At 63.7% G+C, this 24,491-nt stretch carries 26 protein-coding genes, 4 tRNA genes and 1 riboswitch; of the genes, 8 read left to right on the top strand and 22 right to left on the bottom strand.

Going from position 1 to position 24,491, the window contains the following annotated elements; translation table 11 throughout:
* Positions 1 to 89 precede the first annotated feature (89 nt).
* The 3 genes from BW975_RS09775 to dusB are packed head-to-tail and all read right to left on the bottom strand — an operon-like array spanning position 90 to position 3,483.
* A complete protein-coding gene (locus tag BW975_RS09775; RefSeq protein WP_076533024.1) occupies positions 90 to 1,436 on the bottom strand; it encodes a response regulator in 1,347 nt (448 codons plus the stop codon).
* A complete protein-coding gene (locus BW975_RS09770) occupies positions 1,436 to 2,518 on the bottom strand; it encodes a two-component system sensor histidine kinase NtrB (RefSeq protein ID WP_076533021.1) in 1,083 nt (360 codons plus the stop codon). The genes BW975_RS09775 and BW975_RS09770 overlap by 1 nt, the downstream gene beginning before the upstream one ends.
* Positions 2,515 to 3,483, bottom strand: a complete 969-nt coding sequence (dusB, locus tag BW975_RS09765; RefSeq protein WP_092746218.1) for a tRNA dihydrouridine synthase DusB — start codon at positions 3,481 to 3,483, stop codon at positions 2,515 to 2,517. The genes BW975_RS09770 and dusB overlap by 4 nt, the downstream gene beginning before the upstream one ends.
* Before the next feature lie 156 nt (positions 3,484 to 3,639).
* Between dusB and BW975_RS09760 the strand changes: the two genes are divergently transcribed.
* From BW975_RS09760 to BW975_RS09750, 3 genes are read left to right on the top strand one after another with little or no spacing between them, the layout of a single operon-like run.
* Positions 3,640 to 4,785 carry a bifunctional 2-C-methyl-D-erythritol 4-phosphate cytidylyltransferase/2-C-methyl-D-erythritol 2,4-cyclodiphosphate synthase gene (locus BW975_RS09760; RefSeq protein ID WP_076533017.1) on the top strand — a complete coding sequence of 382 codons (1,146 nt, stop codon included), beginning with the start codon at positions 3,640 to 3,642 and terminating at the stop codon, positions 4,783 to 4,785.
* Positions 4,782 to 5,279: a phosphatidylglycerophosphatase A family protein gene (locus BW975_RS09755; RefSeq protein WP_076533015.1), complete on the top strand. Its 498-nt coding sequence runs from the start codon at positions 4,782 to 4,784 to the stop codon at positions 5,277 to 5,279. Before BW975_RS09760 ends, BW975_RS09755 begins: the two co-directional genes overlap by 4 nt.
* A complete protein-coding gene (locus tag BW975_RS09750; RefSeq protein ID WP_076533013.1) occupies positions 5,276 to 5,749 on the top strand; it encodes a CinA family protein in 474 nt (157 codons plus the stop codon). The genes BW975_RS09755 and BW975_RS09750 overlap by 4 nt, the downstream gene beginning before the upstream one ends.
* On the opposite strand, the gene BW975_RS09745 is transcribed toward BW975_RS09750, so the two are convergent.
* Positions 5,740 to 6,186, bottom strand: coding sequence for a type II toxin-antitoxin system RatA family toxin (locus tag BW975_RS09745; RefSeq protein ID WP_076533011.1), 447 nt, complete (start codon positions 6,184 to 6,186; stop codon positions 5,740 to 5,742). The genes BW975_RS09750 and BW975_RS09745 overlap by 10 nt on opposite strands.
* A gap of 155 nt (positions 6,187 to 6,341) precedes the next feature.
* Here BW975_RS09745 and BW975_RS09740 point away from each other — a divergent pair, with 155 nt between their 5' ends.
* Positions 6,342 to 6,524, top strand: coding sequence for a hypothetical protein (locus BW975_RS09740; protein WP_076533628.1), 183 nt, complete (start codon positions 6,342 to 6,344; stop codon positions 6,522 to 6,524).
* A 31-nt stretch (positions 6,525 to 6,555) separates the two neighbouring features.
* On the opposite strand, the gene BW975_RS09735 is transcribed toward BW975_RS09740, so the two are convergent.
* The 9 genes from BW975_RS09735 to BW975_RS09695 all read right to left on the bottom strand — a co-directional run bounded on the left by BW975_RS09735 (position 6,556) and on the right by BW975_RS09695 (position 13,523).
* A tRNA-Asp gene (locus BW975_RS09735) sits at positions 6,556 to 6,632 on the bottom strand.
* Positions 6,633 to 6,810: 178 nt separating this feature from the next.
* Positions 6,811 to 6,887 (bottom strand) — tRNA-Asp (locus BW975_RS09730).
* A gap of 128 nt (positions 6,888 to 7,015) precedes the next feature.
* Complete coding sequence (locus BW975_RS09725) at positions 7,016 to 7,690, bottom strand: adenosylcobinamide amidohydrolase (protein WP_076533009.1); 675 nt, start codon at positions 7,688 to 7,690, stop codon at positions 7,016 to 7,018.
* Positions 7,687 to 8,469, bottom strand: coding sequence for an ABC transporter ATP-binding protein (locus tag BW975_RS09720; RefSeq protein WP_076533007.1), 783 nt, complete (start codon positions 8,467 to 8,469; stop codon positions 7,687 to 7,689). The genes BW975_RS09725 and BW975_RS09720 overlap by 4 nt, the downstream gene beginning before the upstream one ends.
* Positions 8,466 to 9,437 (bottom strand): FecCD family ABC transporter permease, encoded by a 972-nt coding sequence (locus BW975_RS09715; RefSeq protein ID WP_092746219.1) that lies wholly within the window; start codon positions 9,435 to 9,437, stop codon positions 8,466 to 8,468. Before BW975_RS09715 ends, BW975_RS09720 begins: the two co-directional genes overlap by 4 nt.
* An 8-nt stretch (positions 9,438 to 9,445) precedes the next feature.
* Positions 9,446 to 10,249 (bottom strand): ABC transporter substrate-binding protein, encoded by an 804-nt coding sequence (locus BW975_RS09710; protein WP_076533002.1) that lies wholly within the window; start codon positions 10,247 to 10,249, stop codon positions 9,446 to 9,448.
* A gap of 52 nt (positions 10,250 to 10,301) precedes the next feature.
* Complete coding sequence (locus BW975_RS09705; RefSeq protein ID WP_076533000.1) at positions 10,302 to 12,248, bottom strand: TonB-dependent receptor plug domain-containing protein; 1,947 nt, start codon at positions 12,246 to 12,248, stop codon at positions 10,302 to 10,304.
* Positions 12,249 to 12,393: 145 nt separating this feature from the next.
* A riboswitch (cobalamin riboswitch) is annotated at positions 12,394 to 12,602 on the bottom strand.
* Positions 12,603 to 12,715: 113 nt separating this feature from the next.
* A tRNA-Val gene (locus tag BW975_RS09700) sits at positions 12,716 to 12,791 on the bottom strand.
* 114 nt (positions 12,792 to 12,905) lie between these two features.
* A complete protein-coding gene (locus BW975_RS09695; RefSeq protein ID WP_170846525.1) occupies positions 12,906 to 13,523 on the bottom strand; it encodes a histidine phosphatase family protein in 618 nt (205 codons plus the stop codon).
* Between the two features lie 162 nt (positions 13,524 to 13,685).
* Here BW975_RS09695 and BW975_RS09690 point away from each other — a divergent pair, with 162 nt between their 5' ends.
* On the top strand, positions 13,686 to 14,075 hold the full coding sequence (locus BW975_RS09690; protein WP_076532998.1) for a ribbon-helix-helix domain-containing protein: 390 nt from the start codon (positions 13,686 to 13,688) through the stop codon (positions 14,073 to 14,075).
* An 81-nt stretch (positions 14,076 to 14,156) separates the two neighbouring features.
* Here the strand turns inward: BW975_RS09690 and BW975_RS09685 are convergent, their stop codons facing one another.
* The 6 genes from BW975_RS09685 to BW975_RS09660 form a co-directional block, all read right to left on the bottom strand.
* Positions 14,157 to 15,731 carry a GMC family oxidoreductase gene (locus tag BW975_RS09685; RefSeq protein ID WP_076532996.1) on the bottom strand — a complete coding sequence of 525 codons (1,575 nt, stop codon included), beginning with the start codon at positions 15,729 to 15,731 and terminating at the stop codon, positions 14,157 to 14,159.
* A gap of 16 nt (positions 15,732 to 15,747) precedes the next feature.
* Positions 15,748 to 16,266: a Twin-arginine translocation pathway signal gene (locus tag BW975_RS09680; RefSeq protein WP_076532994.1), complete on the bottom strand. Its 519-nt coding sequence runs from the start codon at positions 16,264 to 16,266 to the stop codon at positions 15,748 to 15,750.
* Between the two features lie 24 nt (positions 16,267 to 16,290).
* Positions 16,291 to 16,686: a VOC family protein gene (locus BW975_RS09675; protein ID WP_076533624.1), complete on the bottom strand. Its 396-nt coding sequence runs from the start codon at positions 16,684 to 16,686 to the stop codon at positions 16,291 to 16,293.
* Between the two features lie 220 nt (positions 16,687 to 16,906).
* Positions 16,907 to 16,981, bottom strand: a tRNA-Val gene (locus tag BW975_RS09670).
* A gap of 18 nt (positions 16,982 to 16,999) precedes the next feature.
* The gene (locus BW975_RS09665) at positions 17,000 to 17,671 is read right to left on the bottom strand and encodes an HU family DNA-binding protein (protein ID WP_076532992.1); all 672 of its coding nucleotides are present in this window, start codon (positions 17,669 to 17,671) and stop codon (positions 17,000 to 17,002) included.
* Positions 17,672 to 17,766: 95 nt separating this feature from the next.
* The gene (locus BW975_RS09660) at positions 17,767 to 19,308 is read right to left on the bottom strand and encodes a helicase HerA-like domain-containing protein (RefSeq protein ID WP_076533621.1); all 1,542 of its coding nucleotides are present in this window, start codon (positions 19,306 to 19,308) and stop codon (positions 17,767 to 17,769) included.
* A 513-nt stretch (positions 19,309 to 19,821) separates the two neighbouring features.
* Here BW975_RS09660 and BW975_RS09655 point away from each other — a divergent pair.
* On the top strand, positions 19,822 to 20,559 hold the full coding sequence (locus BW975_RS09655) for an invasion associated locus B family protein (protein WP_083687036.1): 738 nt from the start codon (positions 19,822 to 19,824) through the stop codon (positions 20,557 to 20,559).
* Between the two features lie 163 nt (positions 20,560 to 20,722).
* Here the strand turns inward: BW975_RS09655 and BW975_RS09650 are convergent, their stop codons facing one another.
* A complete protein-coding gene (locus BW975_RS09650) occupies positions 20,723 to 21,577 on the bottom strand; it encodes a DUF4394 domain-containing protein (protein WP_076532990.1) in 855 nt (284 codons plus the stop codon).
* A 123-nt stretch (positions 21,578 to 21,700) separates the two neighbouring features.
* On the opposite strand from BW975_RS09650, the gene BW975_RS09645 reads away from it, so the two are divergent.
* Both BW975_RS09645 and BW975_RS09640 read left to right on the top strand, forming a co-directional pair.
* Positions 21,701 to 22,270 (top strand): sigma-70 family RNA polymerase sigma factor, encoded by a 570-nt coding sequence (locus BW975_RS09645; RefSeq protein ID WP_076532988.1) that lies wholly within the window; start codon positions 21,701 to 21,703, stop codon positions 22,268 to 22,270.
* Positions 22,267 to 22,959 (top strand): anti-sigma factor, encoded by a 693-nt coding sequence (locus BW975_RS09640; RefSeq protein ID WP_076532986.1) that lies wholly within the window; start codon positions 22,267 to 22,269, stop codon positions 22,957 to 22,959. Before BW975_RS09645 ends, BW975_RS09640 begins: the two co-directional genes overlap by 4 nt.
* 25 nt (positions 22,960 to 22,984) lie before the next feature.
* Here BW975_RS09640 and BW975_RS09635 read toward each other — a convergent pair whose 3' ends face one another.
* Entirely contained in the window at positions 22,985 to 24,196 is a 1,212-nt protein-coding gene (locus BW975_RS09635; RefSeq protein ID WP_076532984.1) for a beta-ketoacyl-[acyl-carrier-protein] synthase family protein, read from the bottom strand.
* A complete protein-coding gene (locus BW975_RS09630; RefSeq protein ID WP_076532982.1) occupies positions 24,193 to 24,453 on the bottom strand; it encodes an acyl carrier protein in 261 nt (86 codons plus the stop codon). The genes BW975_RS09635 and BW975_RS09630 overlap by 4 nt, the downstream gene beginning before the upstream one ends.
* Positions 24,454 to 24,491 lie beyond the last annotated feature (38 nt).

Raw genomic sequence — 24,491 nt, 5'->3', positions numbered from 1 at the left:
CAGCGCATCGACCCGATCACCCTCGGGCCTACCAGATGTGGTGGCGCGGGCGGGAAAGCTCCCATTTGCGCCACAGTCATGTTGCGCTTTTACATCAACTTGCGGCGGCGTGTCACCTCAATATCAAGATCGGTCATCTTTTTGCGCAGAGTATTGCGATTTATGCCCAAAAGCTCGGCGCATTTCGCCTGATTGCCACCCACAGAGTCCAGCGCGATTCGCAAAAGTGGTGCTTCGACCTCGCGCAGAACGCGGGCATAGAGCCCGGCGGGCGGCAAGTCCTGACCATGCAGATCGAAATAACGCTGAACATGGGCGGCGACCGCTTGGGGAAGCGTTTCGGCCATGGCGGCAGCGGCGGGCGCCTGCGGCGCCGCTGAGCGCGCGGCCAAAAGCGCGTCCACCTCGCTGCGGGCGATCTCCGGCACGCGGGCCGATAGGGCCAGACGCCGGGCGGCATGCTCCAACTCGCGCAGATTGCCGGGCCAGTCATGGGCGCGCAGCGCGTCGAGCGCAGCCGGGGCAAGGCGGCGTGCAGGCGCGCCCGTCTCTTCGGCAAGAAAAAGAAAATGCGTCGCAAGGAGCGGGATGTCCTCGCGCCGCTCGCGCAGCGGCGGCACGTCGATCACGGCGCCTGCGAGACGGTAATAGAGGTCACTGCGCAGGTCGTCCGCGTTTTGCGCCGTTCCGATCAGGCGCGGCGGCGCCTCGGAGCGCGCGGCGGCGTCGATCAGCATCAACGCGCCCAACTGTGCATCAGCTGTGAAATCCTGCAGACCGTCCAATACGATGGTGCCAGCGCCCGCCCGATCGAGAATCTGAGCCGGCGCAGCAGGACCGGCCAGATCGCCGGGGCCAATGGTCACGAAGGGGCGGCGGCGGCGGTCCGATACGTCGTGGATCACCCGCGCGACAAGGGACTTGCCCGTGCCCGACTCGCCGGCAATCCAGACGGGCAGATCCGAGTTTATGACCCGCGCCAGATCGCGGAACAGCGCCTGCATCGGCGCGCTTTGCCCGACAAGAGGTAATGCCTCGGGCGGCTGTTCGGGCGCCGGGGCGCGCGCGCTGCGGCGACTGTCGAGCGCGCGGGCCGTGCGGGCCATCAGGTCTGGCAGATCGAAGGGCTTGGGCAGGTAATCCCATGCCTCGGCCTCGGTCGCACGAATGGCGGTCATGACGGTGTTTTGCGCCGAGATGATGATCACCGGCAGACCCGGACGCTCGGCCGCGATCTTGGGCAGCATTTCCAGCCCATTGCCATCGGGCATGACCACATCCGAGATGATCGCATCGCCCATCCCTTCGCCAACCCAGCGCATCAGCGTGGTCAGGCTGGATGTCGCGTGCACCTTGCAGCCCGCGCGCGTCAGTGCCTGGCTAAGGACCGTGCGGATGGTGCGATCGTCATCGGCGATCAGAACGGTGCCGTCCATCAGACTGTCTCCTCCTTATGGGCAGCAAGCGGCAGCGACAGGCGAAACACGGTGCGTCCGGGCCGCGATGTGGCCCCGATCCAGCCGCCATGGGCCGCCATGATCCGCGCCGCCAGCGCGAGGCCCAGACCGGTGCCGTTCTCGCGGCCCGACACGAAAGGCTCGAATAGGCTGGTCGCCAGATCCGGCGGCACGCCGGGACCGTCGTCGATCACTTCGATCTGTAGTGGCAAGGGCGCGGTCCAGCCATCGGCGCCGCGCTGGCGCGCGCCTTGCTCGAATGCGCTGCGCAATGTGATCGTCCCGCCCTCGGCGCCCGCCGCTTCGGCCGCGTTCTTGATCAGGTTTTGCAGAACTTGCAGCAACATATCGGCATCCGCCCACGCCTCGGGCAGTGAGGGATCGTAGGCCTCGACAATGCGCATATCGGCGGCAAGGCCCAATGACGCGCTTTGGCGCGCGCGGCGCAGCACGTCATGGACGTTGAGGGAGGCAAAGCGCGGGGGCGGGATGTTGCCATAGCTCTCGACCCGGTGGAGCAGCGCCGCGATACGGCGGCTTTCGCTGACAATCAGGTCGGTCAACTCGCAATCGTCTGGGCCAAGATTCATGGACAGCAGCTGCGCCGCGCCGGTGATGCCCGCCAGCGGATTCTTGATCTCGTGCGACAGCATTTCAGCCATGCCAATGGCTGCGCGCTCGGCTGGCCGAGCCCGCGGATCGTGCGTCATCTGGCCCGAAAATTCGCGCGGGGTGATCAGCATCAGCATCAGCTCTTGATCCGCATCCGCATTGTACGGCGCGATCTGCACGCTGCACTGCATGCGAGGATGCCCCCTGGCGCTGACGGAGACGTCGCCGATGAAGAGCGGGCCGCCCGCGGCGCGGGCACGCGCCAGCGCGGGCGCAATGGGCGCGTCCATGTCCAGAAGCGGCCAGATCGGCTGCCCTACGAGCGCACGCTCGGACGCGTTGAGAAAGATCTCGGCCGCCGGGTTGGCCTGCCGGGTGCAATCCTTGGCATCGAGAAGCAGCGCGGGCACCGGCAGCACCGCCCAGAGGGCGTCATGATCCCGGCTCATGCCGCCAACCTGGCGCCGCTGGCCACGGCGGCGGGGATAAGGCCCAAGACTTTGTCGGGGCCGTCTGCCGTCAGGACCAGTCGCCTCAGCCCAGGATCGGCGCCCTCCAGATACCAACCCAGATGCTTGCGCGCCACACGCGCGCCCAACTCCTTGCCATAAAAGGCGAGCATCGCCTCGTAATGTTCTGAAATCATATCAGTAAGCGCATTTCCTTGGGGAATTCGGGGTGCAGATCCCCATCCCAATTCATGCGCGATCTGCGCCAATATCCAAGGGCGCCCCTGCGCGCCGCGCCCGACCATGACACCCGCACCGCCCGACGCGCTCATTGCTTGTCGGGCCGAGGCGGGATCGACAATATCGCCATTGGCAATGACGGGAATACGCACGGCGTCGCGCACCTCCCGGATGGCGGACCAATCGGCCCGGCCTTTGTAGAATTGGCAGCGCGTGCGCCCGTGAATGGTAACCATCGCAATACCCGCCGCCTCGGCCATGCGGGCGATTTGAGGCGCGTTGCGCAGAGCGTCGTCCCAACCCAGCCGCATCTTGAGCGTCACGGGCACTCGCACCGCCTCGGCCACCGCCTCGATCAGGCGGCAGGCATGATCGGGGGTGCGCATTAGCGCAGATCCGGCCGCGCCCGAGCCGGCCGCACGTGTGACTTTCTTGGCTGGACAGCCCATGTTGATATCGATGATGCGGGCGCCGTCCGCTTCGGCCATGCGCGCGGCCTCGGCCATCCAATGCGCCTCGCATCCGGCGATTTGCACAGCCGTCGCAGCGGCACCCAGGCCCAGTTCGGCCTTGTCGCGCGCCGAAGGCTTTGATTGAACCATTTCCTGACTTGCGATCATTTCGCTTACCACCAGCCCCGCCCCGAAGCTGGAGACCAGATTGCGAAAGGGTAGATCGGTGATGCCCGCCATCGGCGCCAGCAGAACGGGCGGATCGAGGGTCATATCGCCCAAGCGAACACCCTTGCTTGGCTTGGGCTGGAGCGGACTTTTCGAGGGCTGCATGTGGATCGGTCCCAATGGCTCGGCCTTCTATTTATCCGGGGCGGTCCCATTGCGCAATGAATTGCACGCTGCGCCGCGGCAGGATAGCTTTGCGGCATGAAAATCGCTATTCTCATTGTTGCCGCAGGGCGCGGCACCCGTGCCGGAACGGAGCGGCCCAAGCAATGGGAACCGCTGGCCGGTGCCCGCGTGATCGACTGGACCTTGCGTCTGTTCCGAGAATTGTCTGAAGCCGCACAGATCATGATCGCCCTGCATCCCGATGATATGGCGAAGTTTTCCGCGCCTCCCGGGATTGACGTGACCGCGGGCGGCGCCACACGTGCGGACTCGGTCCGCGCCGGGTTGGAGGCGATCACGGCCAGCACCCTTGGCAGAGATTGCACCCATGTGCTGATCCATGATGTCGCGCGCCCCTGCACCTCTCGCGCATTGATTGACCGCGTGCTTGAGGCATTGCGCGGCGGAGCGCAGGCTGCGGCCCCTGCTCTGCCGGTGACCGACGCACTCTGGACGGGCGCGGATGGCCGCGTGACCGGAATGCAGGACCGCAGCGGTCTTTACCGGGCTCAAACCCCCCAGGGCTTTGACCTGCACGCCATTCTTGAGGCGCACCGCGCCCATCCGGGCGACGCGGCCGATGACGTGGCCGTGGCGCGGGCCGCCGGGCTTGACGTGGTGATCGTGCCGGGCGATGACTCGAACCTCAAGATCACCTATCCCCCTGATTTCGCACGGGCCGAGGCCCTTCTGAGAGGTAGCATGGATATACGCATCGGCTCGGGCTACGACGTTCATCGCTTTGGCCCCGGAGATCATGTGACGCTCTGCGGCGTGGCCGTGCCACATGCGCGCGGCCTGCAGGGCCATTCGGATGCCGATGTGGGGTTGCATGCGCTCTGCGATGCAATCTACGGCGCCTTGGCCGAGGGGGATATCGGTCGGCATTTTCCGCCAAGTGATGCCAAGTGGAAGGGCGCCGAGAGCCATGTTTTCCTTCGCCATGCTGTTGCGTTGACGAAGGAAAAAGGGTTTTCGATCAGCAACCTGGACGTCACTCTTGTCTGCGAAGAGCCCAAGATCGGCCCCCATTCCGCCGCGATGCGCGCCGCGCTGGCCGAGATGACGGGGCTTGAGATGGGACGCGTTTCGGTCAAGGCGACCACGTCCGAACGGCTCGGCTTTACGGGCCGCGAGGAGGGGATCGCGGCGATGGCCAGCGTCCTTCTGGTGACAGGGTGAAGCCGGCCGAGGCCATCGCCACTGTCTTGGGTGCAGGCAATCTGCGCCCCGCTCCGGGCACCTGGGGGTCTCTGGCCGCACTGCCGCTGGCGGCTTTTCTCCACCTGATCGGCGGGCCTTGGCTGCTGGGGGCCGCCGCCATCGCCGCGTTTGTCGCTGGTCTTTGGGCCACGACTGAGGTGACGCGCGGCAGCGCGGATCACGACCCGTCGCGCGTGGTGATCGACGAAGTCGTTGGCCAGTGGGTCGCGCTTTTGCCGCTTTCCTTTGGCGCGTGGCACGTGGGCGCGTCCATTTTCGCACTCTGGCCCGGCTGGATCGCGGCTTTTGTGCTGTTCCGGGCTTTCGACATTCTCAAGCCCGGCCCGGTCGGCTGGGCCGACCGGCGCCATGACGCCATGGGCGTCATGCTGGACGATGTGATCGCGGGCGTGCTTGCGGCGCTTGGCGTTGTCCTGCTGGCGGCGCTCGCACATGGCATCATGGCGCTATGAGCGCGGCCGATCTTCTTGCCTTGGCGCGGGCGAAAGGCGTCATGATCGCCGCCGCCGAAAGCTGCACGGGAGGCATGGTCATGGCTGCACTGACCGACGTGCCGGGCAGCTCGGACGTGGTTGAACGAGGCTTCGTAACCTATTCTAATAATGCAAAAATACAGCTTCTTGGCGTCTTGCCGCAGACGCTTGAGGCGCATGGCGCCGTGAGCCCCGAGGTGGCGGCTGAAATGGCGCGCGGCGCGCTGGCGGCCTCCGACGCGCAACTCGCTGTCTCCATTACCGGCATCGCGGGGCCCGGCGGGTCCGAGCACAAGCCGGAAGGGCGCGTTTGCTTTGGGGTCGCCCGGCAGGGACGTGATGTGATCACAGATACGCAGGAATTTGGTGCGCTAGGCCGCGGCAAGGTGCGGCAAGCCGCCCGTGATCACGCGCTGCACCTTCTCACCGAGGCGCTGGATCAGCCGTAAAGCGCATTTGCGCGCCGCTCGAACGCGCGCACGATGCGCTGCATCGCCTCGTAGAAGAACAAACCCGCCGCCGATTGCAAGATACGGTTGCGGAATTCGAAATCCACATGGAAATCGACGGTGCAGCCATCCTCGGTATCGGTGAACTTCCAATTGGAAATCATGTGCTTGAACGGACCATCGAGGTATTTCGTGTCGATCTTGCCCTCTTCGGGATAGAGCACGACGCGGCTGGCGAATTTCTCGCGAAAGACCTTGAAGCTGATGACCAGATCGGCCTCCATCACTTCCGAGCCGTCCGGCTGCTCCTTGCGGCTCTTGACGCGCGCGGCGGCGGTCCATGGCAGGAACTCTGGGTAATTGCCTACATCGGCGACCAGATCATACATCTGCTGTGCGCTGTAAGGCAGGTGACGTGTTTCGGAATGGGTGGGCAAGGCCGCCTCCGGAATGTTATCGCATTATTATGCCCCATATGTCGTGGACCGGGGCGAAATGGCAAGGGCGCGGCCACTATTCCGGACTGCGTCAGATGGCAGCAAACGCATGGCAGCCCCGCATGGTTGCGCGCGCATTGGGCAAAGGGCCGGACATGAATAGCAGATGGCTCTTGCGGATGACCCGCTGGGCGCAGAACCCACCAAGCGCGGGGCGCGTCAAATTCGTCTTCGCGATCATTGGGATATGCGTCGCTCTTTACGCGGTCGAACGCATTTGGGGCTGGCCCGAGGCGCTGAGCCCGGACAGATCCCTGCAGCGCGGCTATAAGCCATGAAGCAGACACGAGGCCTAGTGGAGAGGGAAAGTGGCGCGGTTGACGGGGCTCGAACCCGCGACCCCCGGCGTGACAGGCCGGTACTCTAACCAACTGAGCTACAACCGCGCGTGTGGGCTGAGTAATTGAGCAGACCGTATCCGTCAATGGCGAAACGGCGGGTTTTGCGCCGCTGTTCGCGTTTTTTCAAACTGCTGGCTTTGACGCGAAAGGTGGCCACACGACAGGCCGCGACCGGGGCCAACAGGCCCATCATTGCCAACAAACCTTCGGAGAAAAGCAGCGGTGGCGCGGTTGACGGGGCTCGAACCCGCGACCCCCGGCGTGACAGGCCGGTACTCTAACCAACTGAGCTACAACCGCCCACTGCATCCGCGTCCCAGGCCGTTGCCCTGTCCGCGATGCGACGTCTTTAGAGGCCCCCGCCAGAGGCGTCAAGCGCCAGAATGCGTTAAATGCGGCCCGTCACGTTTGCGGGCTTCATCCGCGTCTCAGAGTGTCCTGCGCACGGTACGCATCCATTCCTGCGCGCCCGCGCGCACCGCCTCATGCACGGCGCGGCCCGCAGCCTCGCCAAGCGCGGTGTGCATGCCCGCATAGGCCACCTTGCCCGGGGGCGCCGCAACGGCAATACAATCGGTTCCCGTGCCTGTCGCGCATCCCGTTGGCAGAGTGTAGCCGGCCTCCGCAACAGCCACAGTGCGCGCGGACGCGGCGATGCTGAGCGCCTCGATCATGGCACTGTCGGTCAGGCCGCCACCCTCGAGACCTGCCTCGGCCGTTGTGAGGCGCAGCGCAATGTTAATCGTGCCCCACTCGTGCCCGCTGCGATCGAGCCGGGTGCCGATGGCCTCGGCATTTGACAGCCCGACAGTGGCCACGGCCGTTGCGGTCGCGCCCTCGACCCGCACCTCGGCCACATGGTGGCAGGCAATGTGGCGTGATGTCAGAAACGTGACCGCGTCCAGCGCGCCCCGCGCCTCAAGGGCCGCTGTCAGCCACGATTCGACATCGAGATCCGCAGGCAGATCGGCGTTGCGCACTTCGCGCCAGAGGATGCGCCGCGCCTCGACAAAACCGGGGCGATGGACCGCCCAGCTAAGGACGCGCATCGGCGCTCCCAGATCAAATTCCAGCCACGGCGCATTCAAGGTGACGCCGCTCATCTGGTGACGCGCAGCGGCTGAAAGAGGGGGCCATCCTCGCCGCGGCGAAAGGCCGCCTCGATCCCGAAGACGTGGTCAAGCCTCTCGGGTGTCAGCACATCCTCGGGCGCGCCATCGGCGACCAGGCCGCCCTGCCCGTCCTCCATGGCGCTCTGCGGCGCAATCAGGATCAGCCGCGTGCAATGGCGCACCGCAAGGCCCAGATCATGCAGCGACACGAGGCAGGATTTGCCCTCTGCGGCCAGTGCGGCGAACGTCTCCATCGTCGAGATCTGATGCGCGGGATCGAGGCCCGCCGTCGGCTCGTCCGCCATCAAAAGAGGCGTCTGCTGCGCCAAAGCCCGCGCGATCAGCACGCGCGCCGCCTCGCCGCCCGAAAGGCGCGTGGCGGCCCGGCCCCGAAGCGGCTGAAGGCCCATTTGAGCGATGGCGGCATCGACTGCAGCGCGATCTTCGGGACTGGCGCGCTGACCCGCGCCCAAATGCGGCACGCGGCCCAACATGACCAGCGTCTCGACGGTCACGGGCCAGGCAATTTCGCGGGCCTGGGGCATCCAGGCGGCGGCGCGGGCCCGTTCCCTCGGTGCCATTGCGGCTAGACTGCTATGCCCCTGCGCCGGGATCAGTCCGAGCGCGGCGCGCATCAATGTCGTCTTGCCCGCGCCATTCGGGCCTATCAGCCCGACGAATTCGCCGGGCTCGATCGTCAGGCTGACATCCGACACAATGGCACGGCCGCGCATCCGTACGCTGAGGCGATCGAGCGTCAGCAAACTCATATCCCGTCCTTCCGCGTCTTGAAGATAAGGTGCAGGAACACCGGCGCGCCGACGATGGCGGTCAGCACGCCCAGCTTCAGATCCTGCGACGGCAGGATAAGCCGCACGGCAATATCGGCGGCAAGCAGCATGATCGCCCCGCCAAGCGCCGACGCCCATAGAAGGCGCGAGGGCCGCGCGCCCACAAGCGGGCGCAAGAGGTGCGGAACCACCAGCCCAACAAAGCCGATGGCCCCCGCCACCGCCGTGCCCGCGCCCACGACACAAGCCGTCCCGATCACGAGCACCAGCCGCATGCGCGTGAGGCTGATGCCCATGGCCCCTGCCGCATCCTCGCCCAGCGTCAGCGCATCGAGCCCCCTGCCCAGGGTTGCCAGCAGCGCCCAGCCGATCAACGAGAGCGGCAGCGCCAGCCAGACATGCAGCATCGAGCGATCCGAGAGCGAGCCCATCATCCAGAAGACGATCTCGTTCGCGGCAAAGGGATTGGGCGAAAGGTTCAGCACAAGCGAGGTCAGCGCGGCGGCAAGCGCGGATATGGCGATGCCGGCCAGGATCAGCGTGAGCGCCCCACCCCGCGGCCCGGCCAGCGCCATGACCAGCACGACACCCGCCAGCGCCCCGGCCAGTGCCGCAAGCGGCAGGCCCAGCGTGAAGGCGGCGGCCAGCCCCGTCTGGATGGCCAGAACCGCGCCAAGGGCCGCCGAGCTGGACACGCCGATCAGGCCCGGCTCGGCCAGAGGATTGCGCAAGTAACCCTGCATCGCCGCCCCGGCGAGACCGAGGCTAGCCCCGATCAATGCGGCCAGGATAGCGCGCGGCAGGCGGATCTGGCGCATGACCATGGCCTCGGGGCCGTCCCCGCCGCGCCATAGGGCGACAAGGCTATCGCCAATGCCAATCGTGGCGGGCCCGATCAAAAGCGACGCTGCGAAGAGCGCCAGCATGCCAAGCGCCAGAGGGATCATCACGCGGCTCACTCGGCGGCATCCGGACGGCCCGCGTCATAGGCGCGGCGCGCTTCGGCCATGTCACGCACCGCGCGCAGCACGAAAGGAGTGCCGCAGACCCAATCCTGATCGCTCATGCCAGCCCCCTGCCCGCGTAGTCCGCGCGCGACAGGATGATCCATCACCTCCTCCGCGCGGCTGCCGCCGGGGTAACGGCGCGCGGTGATGACGATGTCCGGGTCCAGCATGGCCAGCATCTCGAGCGGCAGCTTGCCCCAGTCGTAACCCGCCTCGGCTGGTGCATTGCGCAGGCCCGCTGCGTTCAGGATATCCGTGGCCAGAGATTTGGCGCCGGAGGTATAGCCATTAGCATAGTAGAGCGCCGCGCGAGGGGCATCGCCGCCCTGACGCGTTTCCTTAAGCTGGGCGAGGTCGGCATCGAAGCGCGCCACCATCGCCTCGGCGCGGGCCTCCTGCCCCAACGCCTTGCCCATTTCGAGGATGCGTTCGCGCACATCGTCCAGCGAATGCACGATATCGAACTGCTGCACCTCGATACCGAGGCGTCGCAGCATGGCGATGGTGTCGCGCGACGTGTAAACGCCCGCGACGACCAGATCGGGCGTCAGCGCATGCACTTCTTCGGCTCGGCCCGCGTTGATGATATAGGCCTGCGCCTCCTCCGCCATGGGCGACACGCGCGGATCAAGCGCGATACGGCTGACCGAGACCAATTGATCCTCTGCTGCCAGCAGCATGGCCAGCTGATCGGTGCAGAGGTTGATCGACACCACGCGCTGCGGCGTCTGCGCCGCAACCGCGTGCGGCATGCCCGGCGTTGCCCCTGCAAAAAAAGCAAAAGCAACGATGGTGCGTATGCGATCAAAAGGAAGCACGTAGCCCCAGAAACACTGCCCGGCCCGAAGTGCCATACCCGGCAATCTGCTGGTACTGCTCGTCAAAGACGTTTTGAAGCGTGACGTAAGCCGTGGCATCTTCGCTAATTTCGTAGACGAAACCCAAGTCGACGACAGTGTAATCCGCTAGCGCCTGCGCCGGACTACTGTCAGGCGCGCGATCTGCGACATGTGTGACGCCAAGCCGTCCGTTGACCCTATTGGAGAGCGCCGCATCCAAGCTGGCGTAGATTTCATGTTTTGCCACGCGCGCCAATAAAGCGCCCGCCGATGTCTGAGCGTCCAGATATGTATAAGCCAACGTCGCCTCCAGCCTATCGGAGAATTCATGCCGAAGCTCGAACTCCAAACCCTGGTAGTTTGTGGTCCCGGGCGTGTTCCGCACGGTAGAGAAGGTGCCTGGATCGCAAGAGAACAGTACAAAATCGATCGTTACGGGGCATGGCGCGAATTGGACGAGATTCTCAATTCCCTTGTAAAACAGAGTCGTGCTGATCTCAGTGTTGCTGGTCAAAGCGAGGTCGAAACCGATCTCGGCGCTCTGGCTTTCTTCAGGCGCTAGATTCGGGTTGCCCTGATATGGATAGAGCGGGTCTGGGAACGAGCTGAAAAGCTCGGACGGAACCGGGGGCCGGAAACCGTTGGCAACGGCGCCGCGAATGGTCAGCGCATCCGTCGCACGATAGCTGACGGCGACGCGTCCAGTTGTCTTGTCTCCAAACTGCGAATTATCATCATAGCGCAAGGTAGCGACCACATCGAGATCATCACGGGGGCTATAGATCGCTTCTGCAAATAGCCCGATATTTTCGGTGCTGGCACTCCCACCTGGGATAGATGTCGATTTGGACGTGAGTTTCTCGTAATCCGCACCCAAACTCAGGTCGAGTTGGTCACTGATATTTGCGTTGGACTGCCATTCCAGACGACGGCGCTCGCCCTCGAAGCGGCTAGAAAAGGCGCTGAAGCTGCCGGGCGCAACTGTGCCCGAAGATTGCCTGCGGTCAACATCGAAGTAAGATACTGAGGCCTGATGAGTCCAAGCGCCGCCTTGGTCGATGTCCGTAAAGAGTCGCAGCCCCCGCTCGACGCGTTTCCCAAGCTCGTCGCCGGGAGTTCCGTCAACCGGCCCGACGCCTGTTCCCTCGTCGAACTCGGCGCGGCCCTCGGAGTAGAAACCGTTGAATCCGATGCGGACAGCTTCACTGGCCTGATAAGCCACACCAAAGCTGAGGCGGTCGCTGCTGTAGCCGTCGTCCTCGGTGTTGCCGCGCGCTTCGTCGCCTGCCGAAAACCCATCGCTCTCCGCATGCGAGATACCGAATGACAAGCTCAGACGATCAAAGGTTCGGCTGAAGGCATAGGAGCTTGCGAAGGTACCGTAGCTGCCGAACATGATCTCGGCCTGTTGCTGCGTTCCCAGGGGCCCATCCAAATCTGGTAAAGTGGAAATATCGATCACACCTGCTATTGCGGAACCGCCATAAAGTGCTGACTGAGAGCCTTTCAGGACTTCGACCCGATTGATACCTGCAACGGAAAACCCGCCGAAATTACCGTACTGACCCGACGTCGAAGAGGGATCATTCACCTTGATGCCATCGACATAGACCGAGGTGTAGCGCTCTTGCGCGCCACGAATAGAGACATTTGTCGTCGTTCCAGGAGGGCCATTCTGCTCGGCGGTGATGCCAGGCAACCGCTGGAGCGACGATTTGAGTTCTACATCTCCATCCTCCCCGACAGGCTCGCCGTCGCCGAGCACCTCGACCGAAGCGCCGAAGCGCAATTTCTCGATGGGCTGCGCCGCGGCGCTAAAGACAATTGTGCCCAGATCGAAGGTCTGCTGGGCGGCCGCAGACTGGGCCAATGCCCCAGTGAGAATGGTGGATGTCAGTAGGATGCGTTTCATAGGTGAAGTCCCCGGAATCGCCCATTATTCAAAAAGGGGGCGATGATGCGTGTCTTGCATGCGGAGAAGCGTCGTACGCTTCCGCAGGCGGCGAGAATGCCACCACAACGGAAGGATCCGTTGCCCATGACGCGCCCCGCGTCCGGACAGGGTGAACACTTCGGCAGGTCTCCTGACTTGCGGGTCAACGCTTGGCCGGGTCTTCCCACCGCGAATGTGCGGCAGTGACGTAAGTCCGGCTTCGCTCACCGCCTACAGTTGCGGGGGCAGTCGCGGATTTGGCGATGATGTGCCGAACCGCGTTCCCTATTATCCAGGTCTGTGACATCCCGGACCGAAGCATGACCTGCGTAGCGCACACCCTGCCGTTGGGAAAGGCCAAAATGCAAATATCAGGCGCGGGCCGCTCGGATGTCAACAAATTTCACTTCAAAAATGAGGCGTAGCGCATTGTAATATAATGGGAATGGTGGGTGGTGAGGGGCTCGAACCCCCGACATTTTCGGTGTAAACGAAACGCTCTACCAACTGAGCTAACCACCCGCGCCGCCTGAATTAACGGCATCCTTGCGCCCCTGCAAGGGCTAGCGTGCAGCGCGCAGCCAGTATCCTACACCTTGGCGGGTCATCCGCCTGCGCAGTGAGTCGCCTCTTGAGTCATGCCGGGTCGATGCGTTGCGCGCGTCCGTCCGTCAGATGGTAAAGACAACCCTGCACATTGTCCTGTAGGCCCATCTCGTCCGGCGCAAGGCCCGTGGCGAGGCCGCGCAACACTTGACCCGCAAGGCCGTGCGCCACAACGATGCTGGGCCCCCGCAGATCATTCCCGAAGGCGCGCAGACGCGTGATCAGCGCTGCCAGACCCTCGCCGCCCGGCGCCGCAGAATAAAGTGCCAAGTCGTTCGGCCCCTGCGGAAGATCTGCCTTGCGCTGACCCTCCCATTCGCCGGTGTCGATTTCGGCAAGCCGGTCGTCAATGATTGCGCTGTGTTCCGGCATGGCCAGCGCGGCGGTCTGCCGCGCGCGTCCGAGCGGTGAGGCGTAGATCCCGCCCGGCCCGGCGGCAACACGGGCGGCGATATCGCGGATCAGTGCCGCTTGCCCGATGGCCTGCGCGCGTCCCAGTTCGGTGAGCGGCGAATCGAGGCGGCCCTGGATGCGACCCTCGAGGTTCCATTCGGTCTGGCCGTGCCGCAGGAACCAGATTTCGGGCCAGTCAGGCAGATCGCCGGGCCGCTCCATCACCAGATCCGCCATGTCTTGCGCCCCTTTCATCACTGCGATCTTCGCCGTTTCCGGCTCTGATCCACCGGCCCGACCCTCATGCACCGGGGCGCTGGACAGGATCAAGCGCGCAGCGCGTTTGCGCAAAAAGATCTCTTGGCCGAACCTGTGCCGCCAGCTAGCATGTAAACAGGATTTTCAGGGAGGATTGTCATGTGCCGTTTGTTCATCGGGGCCGATCCCAAGCTGTGGGAAAGCGTGACGCGGTCATTCCGCATGGAGGGCATGGTCACCTCTGTCCGGCTCGAGCAGATCTTCTGGAGCGCGCTCGAGGATATCGCGCAGCGCCAGGATCTGAACGTGCCGCAGTTGCTCCATCAACTCTACAACGAGTCGATCGACGAAGGGCATGATATGGGCAATTTCAGCTCGTTCCTGCGCGTCTGCTGCATGCGTTTCAGCGAGTTGCAGCTACACGGGTTGCTGGCCCGAGAGCAAACCGCCGATTTCGAGGCGCTGCCCGTCGAAGATATCCTTAGCCGAGAGCGCGCGGCACGCAGTGCAGCGGTCAAACCGCGCGCGACGAACAGCAAGCAGCACTGAGCGGCATACATCAGTAACCCACCAAGAAGGCCCGGCGCGATCCTCTCGCGCCGGGCCTTTTCTCACTTACGAACCAACGGCTCAGATGTTGCCTTTGCCCATCTCGTCCGCGATGCGGTCCGCCTGGCGAATGGCCAGCGCCACGATGGTCAGCGTCGGATTTTCCGCCGCGCCCGTGGTGAATTGCGAGCCGTCCGAGACGAAGAGGTTGGCGATATCATGGGTCTGGCCCCAGCGATTGACCACGCCGTCCTGCGCCTTTTCCGACATGCGGTTTGTGCCCAGGTTGTGCGTCGACGGGTACGGCGGCGTTGGCAAGGTTCGCGTCGCGCCCATCGCGTCATAGATCGCCTGACCGCGCTCATACGCGTGGTTGCGCATCGCGACATCATTGGCGTGGTCCGAGTAATGCACGTTCGGCACCGGCTGGCCGTATTGATCGGTCACATCGGTGTTGAGCGTCACGCGGTTGCTCTCTTGCGGCATATCCTCGCCCACGATCCACATGCCCGCCATATTCTCGTACTGGTCGAGCGCGGAGGTGAATTCGCGGCCCCAGGCGCCGGGATCGAGGAAGGCGGCCATGAAGGGGATGCCGAGGCTGAGCGTTTCGAGCTCGTACCCGCCGACGAACCCGCGGCTGGGATCGTGCCGTGCCTCGTCCTGGACGATGCCCGCCATGGTCGTGCCGCGCCACATCTTCACCGGCTTGTCGAAGATGCCGTAGACCGAACCGGTAAGATGCCGCATGTAGTTGCGCCCCACCTGCCCCGAGCTGTTGGCCAGGCCATCGGGGAACATCGAGCTGGCGGAGTTGAGCAAGAGGCGCGGGCTCTCGATCGAGTTGCCGGCGATGCAGACGATGCGGGCCATTTGCATCTGCTCGTTGCCCTCCGCATCGACATAGACGACGCCGGTGACCTTGCCGGCTTCGTTATGCTCGATCCGCAGCACATGGGCCTTTTCGCGCACCTCCAGATTGCCGGTCGCCTCGCCGGCCGGAATGTCCGTATAGGCCGAAGACCACTTGGCGCCCCATTTGCAGCCCTGAAAGCAGAAACCCGTCTGTTGGCAGGCCATGCGCCCATCTTCGGAATTGGCCGAGTTGATCGCCATGCGGCCGGTGCTGACCTCCTCATAGCCCAGCTTCTTGGCGCCGGCCTCGAACACCTTGTAGTTGTTGTTGCCCGGCAGGCCCGCATTGCCATTGGTGCGCGTGACATTCAGCTTCTTTTCGGCCTTGTCGTAATAGGGCGCCATCTCGGCGGCATCTATCGGCCAGTCGAGCAGGTTGGCGCCCTCGACCGCGCCGTAATGCGTCCTGGCCTTCCACTCGTGCTCTTGGAAGCGCAGGGATGCGCCCGCCCAGTGGGTCGTGGTGCCGCCGACCGCCTTGACGATCCATGCGGGCAGGCCCGAGAAATCGTTGGCCACACGCCAGTCGCCCGATGTGGTGCGCCCGTCCAGCCATGCCAGCTGGCCGAAGCTGTCCCATTCGTCGTTGATGTAATCCTGGGGCAGATACCGCCCGCCAGCCTCCAGCGCGACGACGCTGACACCCTTCTGAGCCAGCTCGTTTGCCAGAACGCCGCCGCCAGCGCCCGTTCCGATGATGACGACAACGCTGTCGTCGGTGAGGTCAAATGGTGCCGTCATGGTGCCGATCCTCTCCTTAAATCCAAGCGATGTCGTCGAAGCCGCGATTGATATAGCCGCCCTGGCTATAGCTCTCGCCCTCGTAGCCGAAGATCGGCCAGACCGCTTTTTGGTTGTAAAGGCCGGTCACCAGGCCCCCGCGCACCTTTTGAAAAAAGGGCGTGTCCTCGATGCTGGTCAGAATCGCGACGCGGTCCTTTTCCCAGCCTGTCTTGAGGTAGCTGTCGAAACCTGCCGCTCGCGCGGCCTCGTCCAGCGCGGCAATGCCTGCTTCGGTTTCGTCCACCGCCTCGGGCACGTCATAGCCCTTGACCGCGATGACGTAATATTCGTCCGCCAACTGGTCATGCGGGTAGATATCGCGCGCCATCTGAACCAGCGTCGCCATCGTCTCGGGCTTGAGCGCGTCCATCGTCGACGCCCAGGCGCCATCCTTGCCCGCGATAAAGCCGGGGCCGACGACGAGTGCCGCCCCCGCCGCCACGCCGCGCGACAAAAGCTGCCGGCGTGTCATCCTCCTGAGATCCTGTGTCATCCTTTTCCTCCCTAGGACATTGATTTATTGGTATCTTCCGTGTTTCTGCATGACCTCGATCTCGTAGCCGTCCGGATCCGTCACAAAAAAGAACCGCGCCAAAAGCGTACCGTCGCGCTTGAAATCAACCAGCTTGCGGGGGCTCCACCCGGCTTTCTCAAACCGCGCATGCTCGGCATCGACATCGTCGACGGCAAAGGCCATATGCCCATAGCCGTCGCCCAGATCGTAGGGCTCGGTGCGGTCCTTGTTGATGGTCAGTTCCAGCTCGTACGCGGCCTCGTCATTCGATAGATAGACCAGCGTGAAACCGTCAAAGTCAAAGCGCTGAGCGACTTTCAGTCCAAACGCCTGTTCATAGAATTCGACGCTCCGCTCCTCCTCCAGAACGCGGATCATCGAATGTAGTGCCTTGGCCATGATATCTCCCATACCCTCATTGACTGAAGATTTGAGGTTAGGCCGAAATTCGAGAAGCTGGGTAGTAGCTGGATACTACCTGATGTCGGGCACAGTGCCGACCCTGCGGCTTAGCGGACCTACGCATCCAGGCCGCGATGCAACCTCTTGATACCAAACCAAAATCGGCGCCCAATCCATGGGCGCCGATGCGGTCAAATCAATTCAACAAGACAAAAAATGGTGGGTGATAAGAGATTTGAACTCCTGACATCTTCGATGTGAACGAAGCGCTCTACCACTGAGCTAATCACCCTTGGGCGGTTTTCTAGCGTCACTCCGCCTCGTCTGCAACCGCTTCTTTCAGCGGATGACGCGGCTGGGCGCTGGCGGCAGTTGCGCTCAGGCCGGAGGTGCTGCCTTGGATGCTGCCGGGCAGCGGTGCGGCGCTTTGCGTGCCATCCTGAACCGACGATCCCTGTGCGGATATTTGCGCCGCGATAGGCTGGCGAATGTTGGCGACGACGACCCGCGCCTTGGCCGTTTCCTTGAGCCGCTTGCGCTTGATCTTGCCCATGGGCTGCAGGTTCAACTCCCGCCCTTCGGCGATCGCTTCGCCCAGCACCTCCAGCATCGCTTCGATGACCGGCTTGGCATGCTTTTTGGCGATGTCCGAGCGTTCGACCACTTGCGCGATCAACTCCTGCTTTTTCAGCGGTGCGCCGCCATCGACAGCGGCCAGCGCAGCATCTTTGCCCACGTTCTTTCTGGCGGGTTTCAGATCCGCATCAAGCACCTTTTTGGGCTTTTCTGCATGGGATTGCGCGCCGTTCTTCATGTCCATGACCAGCGGCGCTTGCGCCGGGATCAGTGGCTTGGGCGCGATGGCTGCCAGTCCACTTTTGCCGCGCAGAGGCGCGGGCGGGTTGGGCGCCGACGCGCTGGCGCGGCTGGGCTTGGGCCCTTTGGATTTCATCTTGTTGCCTGTCGATTTGCGGCTTGCCATCTGGCTGCCCCTTTCGTCATCTTGTTATTGTTGACTGCTCGTCAACAGGTTAACGCGGAATCGACGATTATGCCAGAAACTCTTGCAGGGTTGGCTTACCGACCCTTGAAGAGCCCACCGAGGATCCCCCGTACGATGCGGCGTCCGGTCGTGCCCTTCAGCTCTTTCAAGAGCGCGCCGGTGATCGCTTCGCCAAATCCGCCGCCGGTGCTTTTGCGCTGCGCGCTCGACCGCTCGACACGGCTGCCCGAGTAGCGGCGCCCGGCGTTGAACTCGCGCTCGGCCACGGATTTCTCCTCGGCGGCCTCCTCGGCCTTGGCAGCATCGGCTGCGGCCTTTTCGGCCCGCGCGGCCAGCATCTCGTAGGCGGATTGCCGGTCGATCCGGGTCTCGTATTTGCCGGCCACCGGCGATGCGGCCAGCGCGCCGCGTCGGCCCGCATCGTCGATCGGCCCCAGCTTTGACGATGGCGGGCGAATGAGGGTGCGCTCGACGATGCCGGGCACGCCCTTGTCCTCCAGCATAGAAGTCACTGCCTCACCGACGCCGACATCCCGGATGGCATCCACGGTCGAGAACCGCTCATTCGGGCGATAGGTCTCGGCGGCACGGCTCAGCGCCTTGCGGTCGCGGGCTGTGAAGGCGCGCAGGGCGTGCTGGAATCGGTTGCCCAGCTGACCCAGGATATCCTCGGGGACGTCATCGGGGTTCTGCGTGATGAAATAGACGCCGACGCCCTTGGACCGGATCAGTCGCGCCACCTGCTCTACCTTGTCGACCAGCGCCTTGGGCGCATCATCAAAGAGAAGATGCGCCTCATCAAAGAAGAAGACGAGCTTGGGCTTGTCCGGGTCGCCCACTTCGGGCAGCGTTTCGAACAGCTCGGACAGCAGCCACAGAAGGAAGGTGGCGTAGAGGCGTGGCGAGCCCATCAGCTTGCTCGCCTCAAGAATGTTGATCTGCCCGCGCCCATCGGCGCGGATCTGCATCAGATCGGAAAGGTCCAAGGCAGGCTCACCGAAAAGCTCGGCGCCGCCCTGATTTTCCAGCACCATCAACTGGCGCTGGATCGCGCCGACTGATTGAACCGACACGTTGCCATAGCGCAGCGACAGCGCATCGCGGTTTTCGCCCACCCAGACCAGCAGCGCTTGAAGATCCTTGAGATCGAGCAGTGGCATGCCCTCCTCATCCGCGACGCGAAAGGCGATGTTCATGATGCCCTCCTGCGCCTCGCTCAGCTCCATCAGGCGGCTGAGCAGCAGCGGGCCCATCTCGGCCAGCGTGGTGCGCACGGGATGGCCATCTTGGCCGAAAAGATCCCAGAAGGTGACCGGATAGGCACGATAGCCATAGTCCGTCAGCCCGATCTTGTCCGCGCGACTGGTGAAGGCGCCGTGCAGCTTGAACGTTTCGCTGCCCGCCTCGGCAAGGCCCGACAGATCGCCTTTGACGTCCGACAGGAAGACCGGCACGCCCGCTGCCGAGAAGCCTTCGGCCAGGATCTGCAGAGTCACGGTCTTGCCCGTGCCGGTCGCGCCGGCGATCAGGCCGTGGCGGTTGGCGTATTTCAGGCTAAGGCGCTGCGCGACCGAATACTCTGGCCCGCCGCCGCCAATGAAAATGCCGTCACTCATGTCGCTGAAATCTCCCCAAGGCGGTCCTGCCGCCTTTGCGGCGTGCCGGCAGACCATACAATCTTAACCTTTCCATGCCAGTATCATTTTCATTCCGGCGCGCATGTCCTCTTGGCGGCGGGATGACTTCCTCCCTGTCAGACTTGGCCGCGCCTTCGGGTGCGGCCCTTTTTTCGCCGCGCGGCCCATGATCGCCCGGCGCTGGAGACCCCTGGTGCAACACGTCAATTTTGGGCTAAGCGACCGCGGCTCATTTTGACTGTTGACGGCGATTCCATCGTATCGTAGCGTCGCGGCCAAGCTATAAGTCGGCCAAGTCCGGCAGGGAGAAATTCGGGAAAGGGGCCTTGCGGCCCCTTTTTCATTGCGCGGATGACAGCGCGGTTTTTCCCGCACGGGCGCCAGCCGCGCGCGGAATTTCGCCTTGATGCTTTGAAAGCCAGGTTTTTTGCCCCTGACAGCGCGCGCGCGTCATGTTAGATGCGCCAAGAAACTGCAATCAAAGCAACTTCAATGACCGAAAGGGACAATATGCCCAACTCGATTTCGATCCTGTCTTTCGCGGCCGCACTCGGCCTTGCCGGTGCCGCAATGGCCCAGGACACTGCCACCGAGGCCGACGCCGCGGCCGAGCCTGCTGCCGAGGCACCCACCGACGCGCCCGCGGCCGACACGGCAACCGATGCGCCCGCGACAGAACCCACCGATGCGGCCACTGACGAGGCCAGCGATGCTGCAACCGATGATGCAGCCGGCACTGGCAATGCCTTCTCGACGGGCACCGAAGTCGCGCAGCAAGAGCCCAATGTCTATATCAAGGAGCAGTTCGGCGACTGGAACCTGCGCTGCTTCCGCAATCCTGATGGCGAAGATCCCTGCCAGCTCTACCAGCTGCTGCGCGAGGCAGGCGGCAACCCCGTGGCTGAATTCAGCGTCTTTCGCATCGAGGGCCAGGAGCCTGCGGTCGCCGGTGCCACCGCAATCGTCCCGCTCGTCACGCTGCTGACCGAAGAGCTGAAGATGTCCGTCGATGGCGGCACCGCCAAGAGCTATCCCTACCGTGTCTGCACCGAGGCAGGCTGCGTGGCGCAGATGGGTCTTACCCAGGCCGATGTCGACACGTTTAAGCGCGGCGCCACCGCGCAGATCGTCCTCGTCCCCGCGCAAGCGCCCGATCAGAAGGTGCGCATCGACGTGTCGCTCAGCGGGTTCACCGCCGGCTACGAGGCCGTGGGCGCGTTCACCGAGTAAAACTTGCTTCATCCCGAAATCCGAAGGGGCGTGCCAAGCGGCGCGCCCCTTTTTTGCTACGTATCGAGGCCGGTATCGCGCATACAAAAACGCCCCGGCCATTCGAGCCGGGGCGCTTGCTGTTTCGCTGCGTCATCTTGCAGGCTCTGAGGGCCCGGGATCGTTACTTGCCGTGCGATACGGCGAAGCCGGAAAAGCCGCCCATGCCCAGATCGGCCAGATCCGTCAGCGCGCCAGTGCTCAAATCCACCTCGTAAAGGCCCGCGGTGGCTTCGCCGTCGATTTGCAGGATCGCGTAGGCCATGTCAGTGCCCTCCTCGGGCGATACGATATCGAAACCCCCGGCATCGACAACGTCCACGGCTTCGCCATCGACGGTGAGCAGGCCCACGGTCGCAAGCTCGCCCGCGTTATTGGCCAACGTGACCAGCGCGTTGGCGCGTGCATCCAGCGCATATTGCGCGGTGGAGCCTGCGGTCATGCCAGAGATGGCATTGGTGTAGGCGTTGGCAAAGATCATCGGATCCGCACCGGCCGAGCTGTCACCATCCGCATAAAACGCATCGGTAAAGCGGCGGACAGAATTGGCCTTGTCGTCACCATCGCCAAAACCTGCAGGGAAGTAGACCAGGTTGGCACCGTCGGCGCCAACCGCGCGCACGGCGTCGATCTTGTTGTTGAAATCGAAGGCCACCGCGCCCTCGCCGATCAAGGCATCATCCATGAAAGTCGCGCCCAGGTCGGTCAGTGCGCCGGTCATCGGATCGACCTCATAGATCATGCCGTCCGCATATCCCAAAAGCTGGTCCGTGACGGGGCGGTACGCGATGGCGCGCAAAGGTGTCTCCAGCGCGTAGGTCTGCACGTCGCCGGGCGCCGAGATGTCAGCCATTGTGACGAGCGTGCCGCCATCCTCGGCCAGCGCATAGCCCATGGCCTTGCCGTGATCCATCGCCATGGCGGGCGCGGCAAGAGTGGCTGCGGTGAATGCGAAGGCGGCTGTGGTCCTGATGGTCATGTCCAATATCCTTTTCGGTTGCAAAGACCTGCCTTTTGCAGATCAATTGCCTGAACCACGGACGGCACCGGGTGGAAGTTTCAGGGGTGACGATATTTACGGATTTATGCAGGTTGGGCGGTAATGGCGGATAATAATGCAGCCGCCGCAAACCCGGCGCTGGCGCGGCTCGAAGACCTTATTGCCCGATGCGCTTTGAAGGACCGCGCCGCCTTCGCGGAGCTTTATGATGCGAGCTGCGGGAAACTATTTGCGGTTTGCCTTCGTATCTTGAGGACACGCGCCGCAGCCGAGGATGCCATGCAAGAGGCTTATATCAAGATCTGGAAGAACGCGGATCGCTATCGCGTGACCGGTCATTCGCCGATGACATGGCTGATCACCATCGCCCGCAACACCGCCATCGACCATGTCCGTGCGCGGCGCGACGACAAGGATATGGCTGATTATCAGGACATAGTGCCCGCGCCCGGCGCCACGCCCGAACAATCGGCCATCGCCGCGTCCGAGGCGGGCCGGATTGGCGCCTGCCTAAGCGAGCTTCCCCAAGACCGCCGCGCCGCAATTACCGGCGCCTATCTCGAGGGGCGCAGCTACGCCGAACTGGCCGAGCGGGCAGCCGTGCCGCTCAACACCATGCGCACCTGGCTACGCCGCGGCCTCAGCGCCCTGAGGGAGTGCATGAGCCAATGACAGATGATCAGGACAAAGATGAGATGCTGGCCGCGGAATATGCCATTGGCCTGCTCACCGGCACAGAGCAAAGCGAGGCGCGGCAGCGCGCCGCTACCGAGCCCGCCTTTGCGCGGCAGGTCACCGAGTGGGAGGGGCGGCTCGCCCAGATGGCTGACCTGGATCCGGTGGCACCGCGCGCCGCGGTTCGCACGGCGCTTTTGGCCCGCCTTTTCCCTGCGCCGGTACGAACGCCTTTCTGGCAGCGTCTGGGACTGTGGCAGGCGCTGAGCGGCGGCGCGCTCGCCGCGCTGATCGCCGTTGCGGTTACACTCTGGCAGCCGGTACCACCCGAGGGTAGCGGTCCGCTCTATAGCGCGCAGATCGCATCGGAAGAGGGCGATTTTCGCGTGGTCGCCGTGGTCGACAAGATCCGCGACGAGGTTATCCTGACACGCACCCAAGGCGCCGCGCCCGAGGGCCGTATTCTACAAGTCTGGGCACATGGACCGGACAAGCCCGCACAATCCGTCGGCCTGTGGCACGCGGGCGAGACCGTGCGCCTGGCCCTGCCGCCCGAGATTGCGGCCGTGCGCGGCACGCTGACTTTGGGCGTCTCGGAAGAGCCACCCGGTGGATCGCCCAGCGGATCGCCCTCGGGCCGCGTCTTTGGGACGGTCGATATTCCGAATGTCACGGATGCGCTCTGACCGGTGAGGCCGGGCGGCGCGCGCCCTACCCCGCGCGCCGCAATGCCAACACCGCGTTCAGTCCGCCAAAGGCGAAAGCGTTGCTGAGCGCTACATCCACATGCGCCTCGCGCGCCTCGTTCGGCACCACGTCCAGCGCACATTCGGGGTCCGGCTCGTCGTAATTGATGGTGGGTGCGATGACCCCGTCGCGCAGCGCCATGATGCAGGCCAAAAGCTCGACCGCGCCCGTGCCGCCGATCAGATGACCATGCATGGATTTGGTCGAGGACATCATCAGCTTGTCCGCGTGACGGCCGAAAACATCGGCAACCGCCGCACATTCGGTCTTGTCATTCGCGGCGGTACCGGTGCCGTGAGCGTTAATATAGCCCACCTCCTCGGGGGCGATCCGCGCATCGCGCAGCGCGCCCGAGATGGCGCGCGCGGCGCCTTCCTTGGAGGGCATCACGATGTCGGACGCGTCGGAGGTCATCGCGTAGCCTGCGACCTCGGCCAATATCTCGGCGCCGCGGGCGCGGGCATGTTCATATTCCTCGAAGACGAAGATGCCTGCCCCCTCGCCCTGCACCATGCCGTTGCGATTGGCCGAAAACGGCCTGCAACCATCCTTGGACATGACGCGCAGACCCTCCCACGCCTTGACGCCGCCAAAGCAGAGCATGGATTCCGACCCGCCCGTCAGCATCACGGGGGCAAGGCCGCCATGGACCATCTGAAACGCCTGGGCCATCGCGTGATTGGACGACGCGCAAGCGGTCGAGACGGTAAAGGCCGGGCCGCGCAGGCCCCAAGCCATAGACACATGGCTGGCCGCCGCGTTGTTCATGAGCTTTGGCACGACGAAGGGATGGACCCGGTTCTTGCCGTCTTCGTAAACGCTTCGGTAATTTTCATCGAGCGTCGTCATGCCGCCGCCCGAATTGCCCAGCACGACGCCCGCGCGCAGAGACAATTCTTCGTTGAACTCGATACCCGATTGCGCGATGGCCTGCCGTGCGGCGATCAAGGTGAATTGCGTGAAACGATCATAAAGCGCCAGTTGCTGGCGGGTGAAATCGCCATCGGGGTCATAGCCCTTGACCTGCCCGCCGATGCGGATCGCCAGACGCTCAACGTCGCGAAACTCCAGCTCGCTGATGCCGCTGCGTCCTTCGCGCATCGCCTCCAGCGTTTGGGGCACATCGCGCCCCAGCGCATTGATCGTGCCGGCGCCGGTGATGACGACGCGTTTCACGTCTTTTGCTCGGCTACCAAGCGCTGGACCCCGTTGGCGATGGCCCCGACAGTCGAGATATCGAAATCGCCCGATGATGGCTCGTTGGCGTTGAACGGCACGTTGATGTCGAACTCTTCCTCAATGGCAAAGATGCTCTCGACAAGGCCAAGGCTGTCGACGCCAAGCTCTTCGAGCGAGCTGTCCAGCGTCACATCCGCCGGATCCAGCATGGCCTGCTCGGCGATGATGGCGATCACACGATCCGGAATGCTCATGCAATGTCTCCTTGGACGCCCAAACCCCCGTCAGCGGT

This window comes from Roseovarius nanhaiticus, from assembly GCF_900156535.1.
Lineage (GTDB): Bacteria > Pseudomonadota > Alphaproteobacteria > Rhodobacterales > Rhodobacteraceae > Roseovarius > Roseovarius nanhaiticus.
The sequence above is the reverse complement of the archived record's forward strand: the minus strand, read 5'-3'. Positions and strand labels throughout refer to the sequence as shown.

Coding starts and splice junctions, on each gene's coding strand:
- BW975_RS09680 (WP_076532994.1), bottom strand. CDS start 16,266: ATGACACAGGATCTCAGGAGGATGACACGCCGGCAGCTTTTGTCGCGC.
- BW975_RS09665 (WP_076532992.1), bottom strand. CDS start 17,671: ATGGCAAGCCGCAAATCGACAGGCAACAAGATGAAATCCAAAGGGCCC.
- BW975_RS09655 (WP_083687036.1), top strand. CDS start 19,822: ATGACCGAAAGGGACAATATGCCCAACTCGATTTCGATCCTGTCTTTC.
- BW975_RS09675 (WP_076533624.1), bottom strand. CDS start 16,686: ATGGCCAAGGCACTACATTCGATGATCCGCGTTCTGGAGGAGGAGCGG.
- BW975_RS09770 (WP_076533021.1), bottom strand. CDS start 2,518: ATGAGCCGGGATCATGACGCCCTCTGGGCGGTGCTGCCGGTGCCCGCG.
- BW975_RS09645 (WP_076532988.1), top strand. CDS start 21,701: ATGGCGGATAATAATGCAGCCGCCGCAAACCCGGCGCTGGCGCGGCTC.
- BW975_RS09750 (WP_076533013.1), top strand. CDS start 5,276: ATGAGCGCGGCCGATCTTCTTGCCTTGGCGCGGGCGAAAGGCGTCATG.
- BW975_RS09695 (WP_170846525.1), bottom strand. CDS start 13,523: ATGAAAGGGGCGCAAGACATGGCGGATCTGGTGATGGAGCGGCCCGGC.
- BW975_RS09720 (WP_076533007.1), bottom strand. CDS start 8,469: ATGAGTTTGCTGACGCTCGATCGCCTCAGCGTACGGATGCGCGGCCGT.
- BW975_RS09660 (WP_076533621.1), bottom strand. CDS start 19,308: ATGAGTGACGGCATTTTCATTGGCGGCGGCGGGCCAGAGTATTCGGTC.
- BW975_RS09630 (WP_076532982.1), bottom strand. CDS start 24,453: ATGAGCATTCCGGATCGTGTGATCGCCATCATCGCCGAGCAGGCCATG.
- dusB (WP_092746218.1), bottom strand. CDS start 3,483: ATGACCCTCGATCCGCCCGTTCTGCTGGCGCCGATGGCGGGCATCACC.
- BW975_RS09775 (WP_076533024.1), bottom strand. CDS start 1,436: ATGGACGGCACCGTTCTGATCGCCGATGACGATCGCACCATCCGCACG.
- BW975_RS09650 (WP_076532990.1), bottom strand. CDS start 21,577: ATGACCATCAGGACCACAGCCGCCTTCGCATTCACCGCAGCCACTCTT.
- BW975_RS09640 (WP_076532986.1), top strand. CDS start 22,267: ATGACAGATGATCAGGACAAAGATGAGATGCTGGCCGCGGAATATGCC.
- BW975_RS09715 (WP_092746219.1), bottom strand. CDS start 9,437: ATGATCCCTCTGGCGCTTGGCATGCTGGCGCTCTTCGCAGCGTCGCTT.
- BW975_RS09740 (WP_076533628.1), top strand. CDS start 6,342: ATGAATAGCAGATGGCTCTTGCGGATGACCCGCTGGGCGCAGAACCCA.
- BW975_RS09685 (WP_076532996.1), bottom strand. CDS start 15,731: ATGACGGCACCATTTGACCTCACCGACGACAGCGTTGTCGTCATCATC.
- BW975_RS09690 (WP_076532998.1), top strand. CDS start 13,686: ATGTGCCGTTTGTTCATCGGGGCCGATCCCAAGCTGTGGGAAAGCGTG.
- BW975_RS09705 (WP_076533000.1), bottom strand. CDS start 12,248: ATGAAACGCATCCTACTGACATCCACCATTCTCACTGGGGCATTGGCC.
- BW975_RS09710 (WP_076533002.1), bottom strand. CDS start 10,249: ATGCCGCACGCGGTTGCGGCGCAGACGCCGCAGCGCGTGGTGTCGATC.
- BW975_RS09725 (WP_076533009.1), bottom strand. CDS start 7,690: ATGAGCGGCGTCACCTTGAATGCGCCGTGGCTGGAATTTGATCTGGGA.
- BW975_RS09760 (WP_076533017.1), top strand. CDS start 3,640: ATGAAAATCGCTATTCTCATTGTTGCCGCAGGGCGCGGCACCCGTGCC.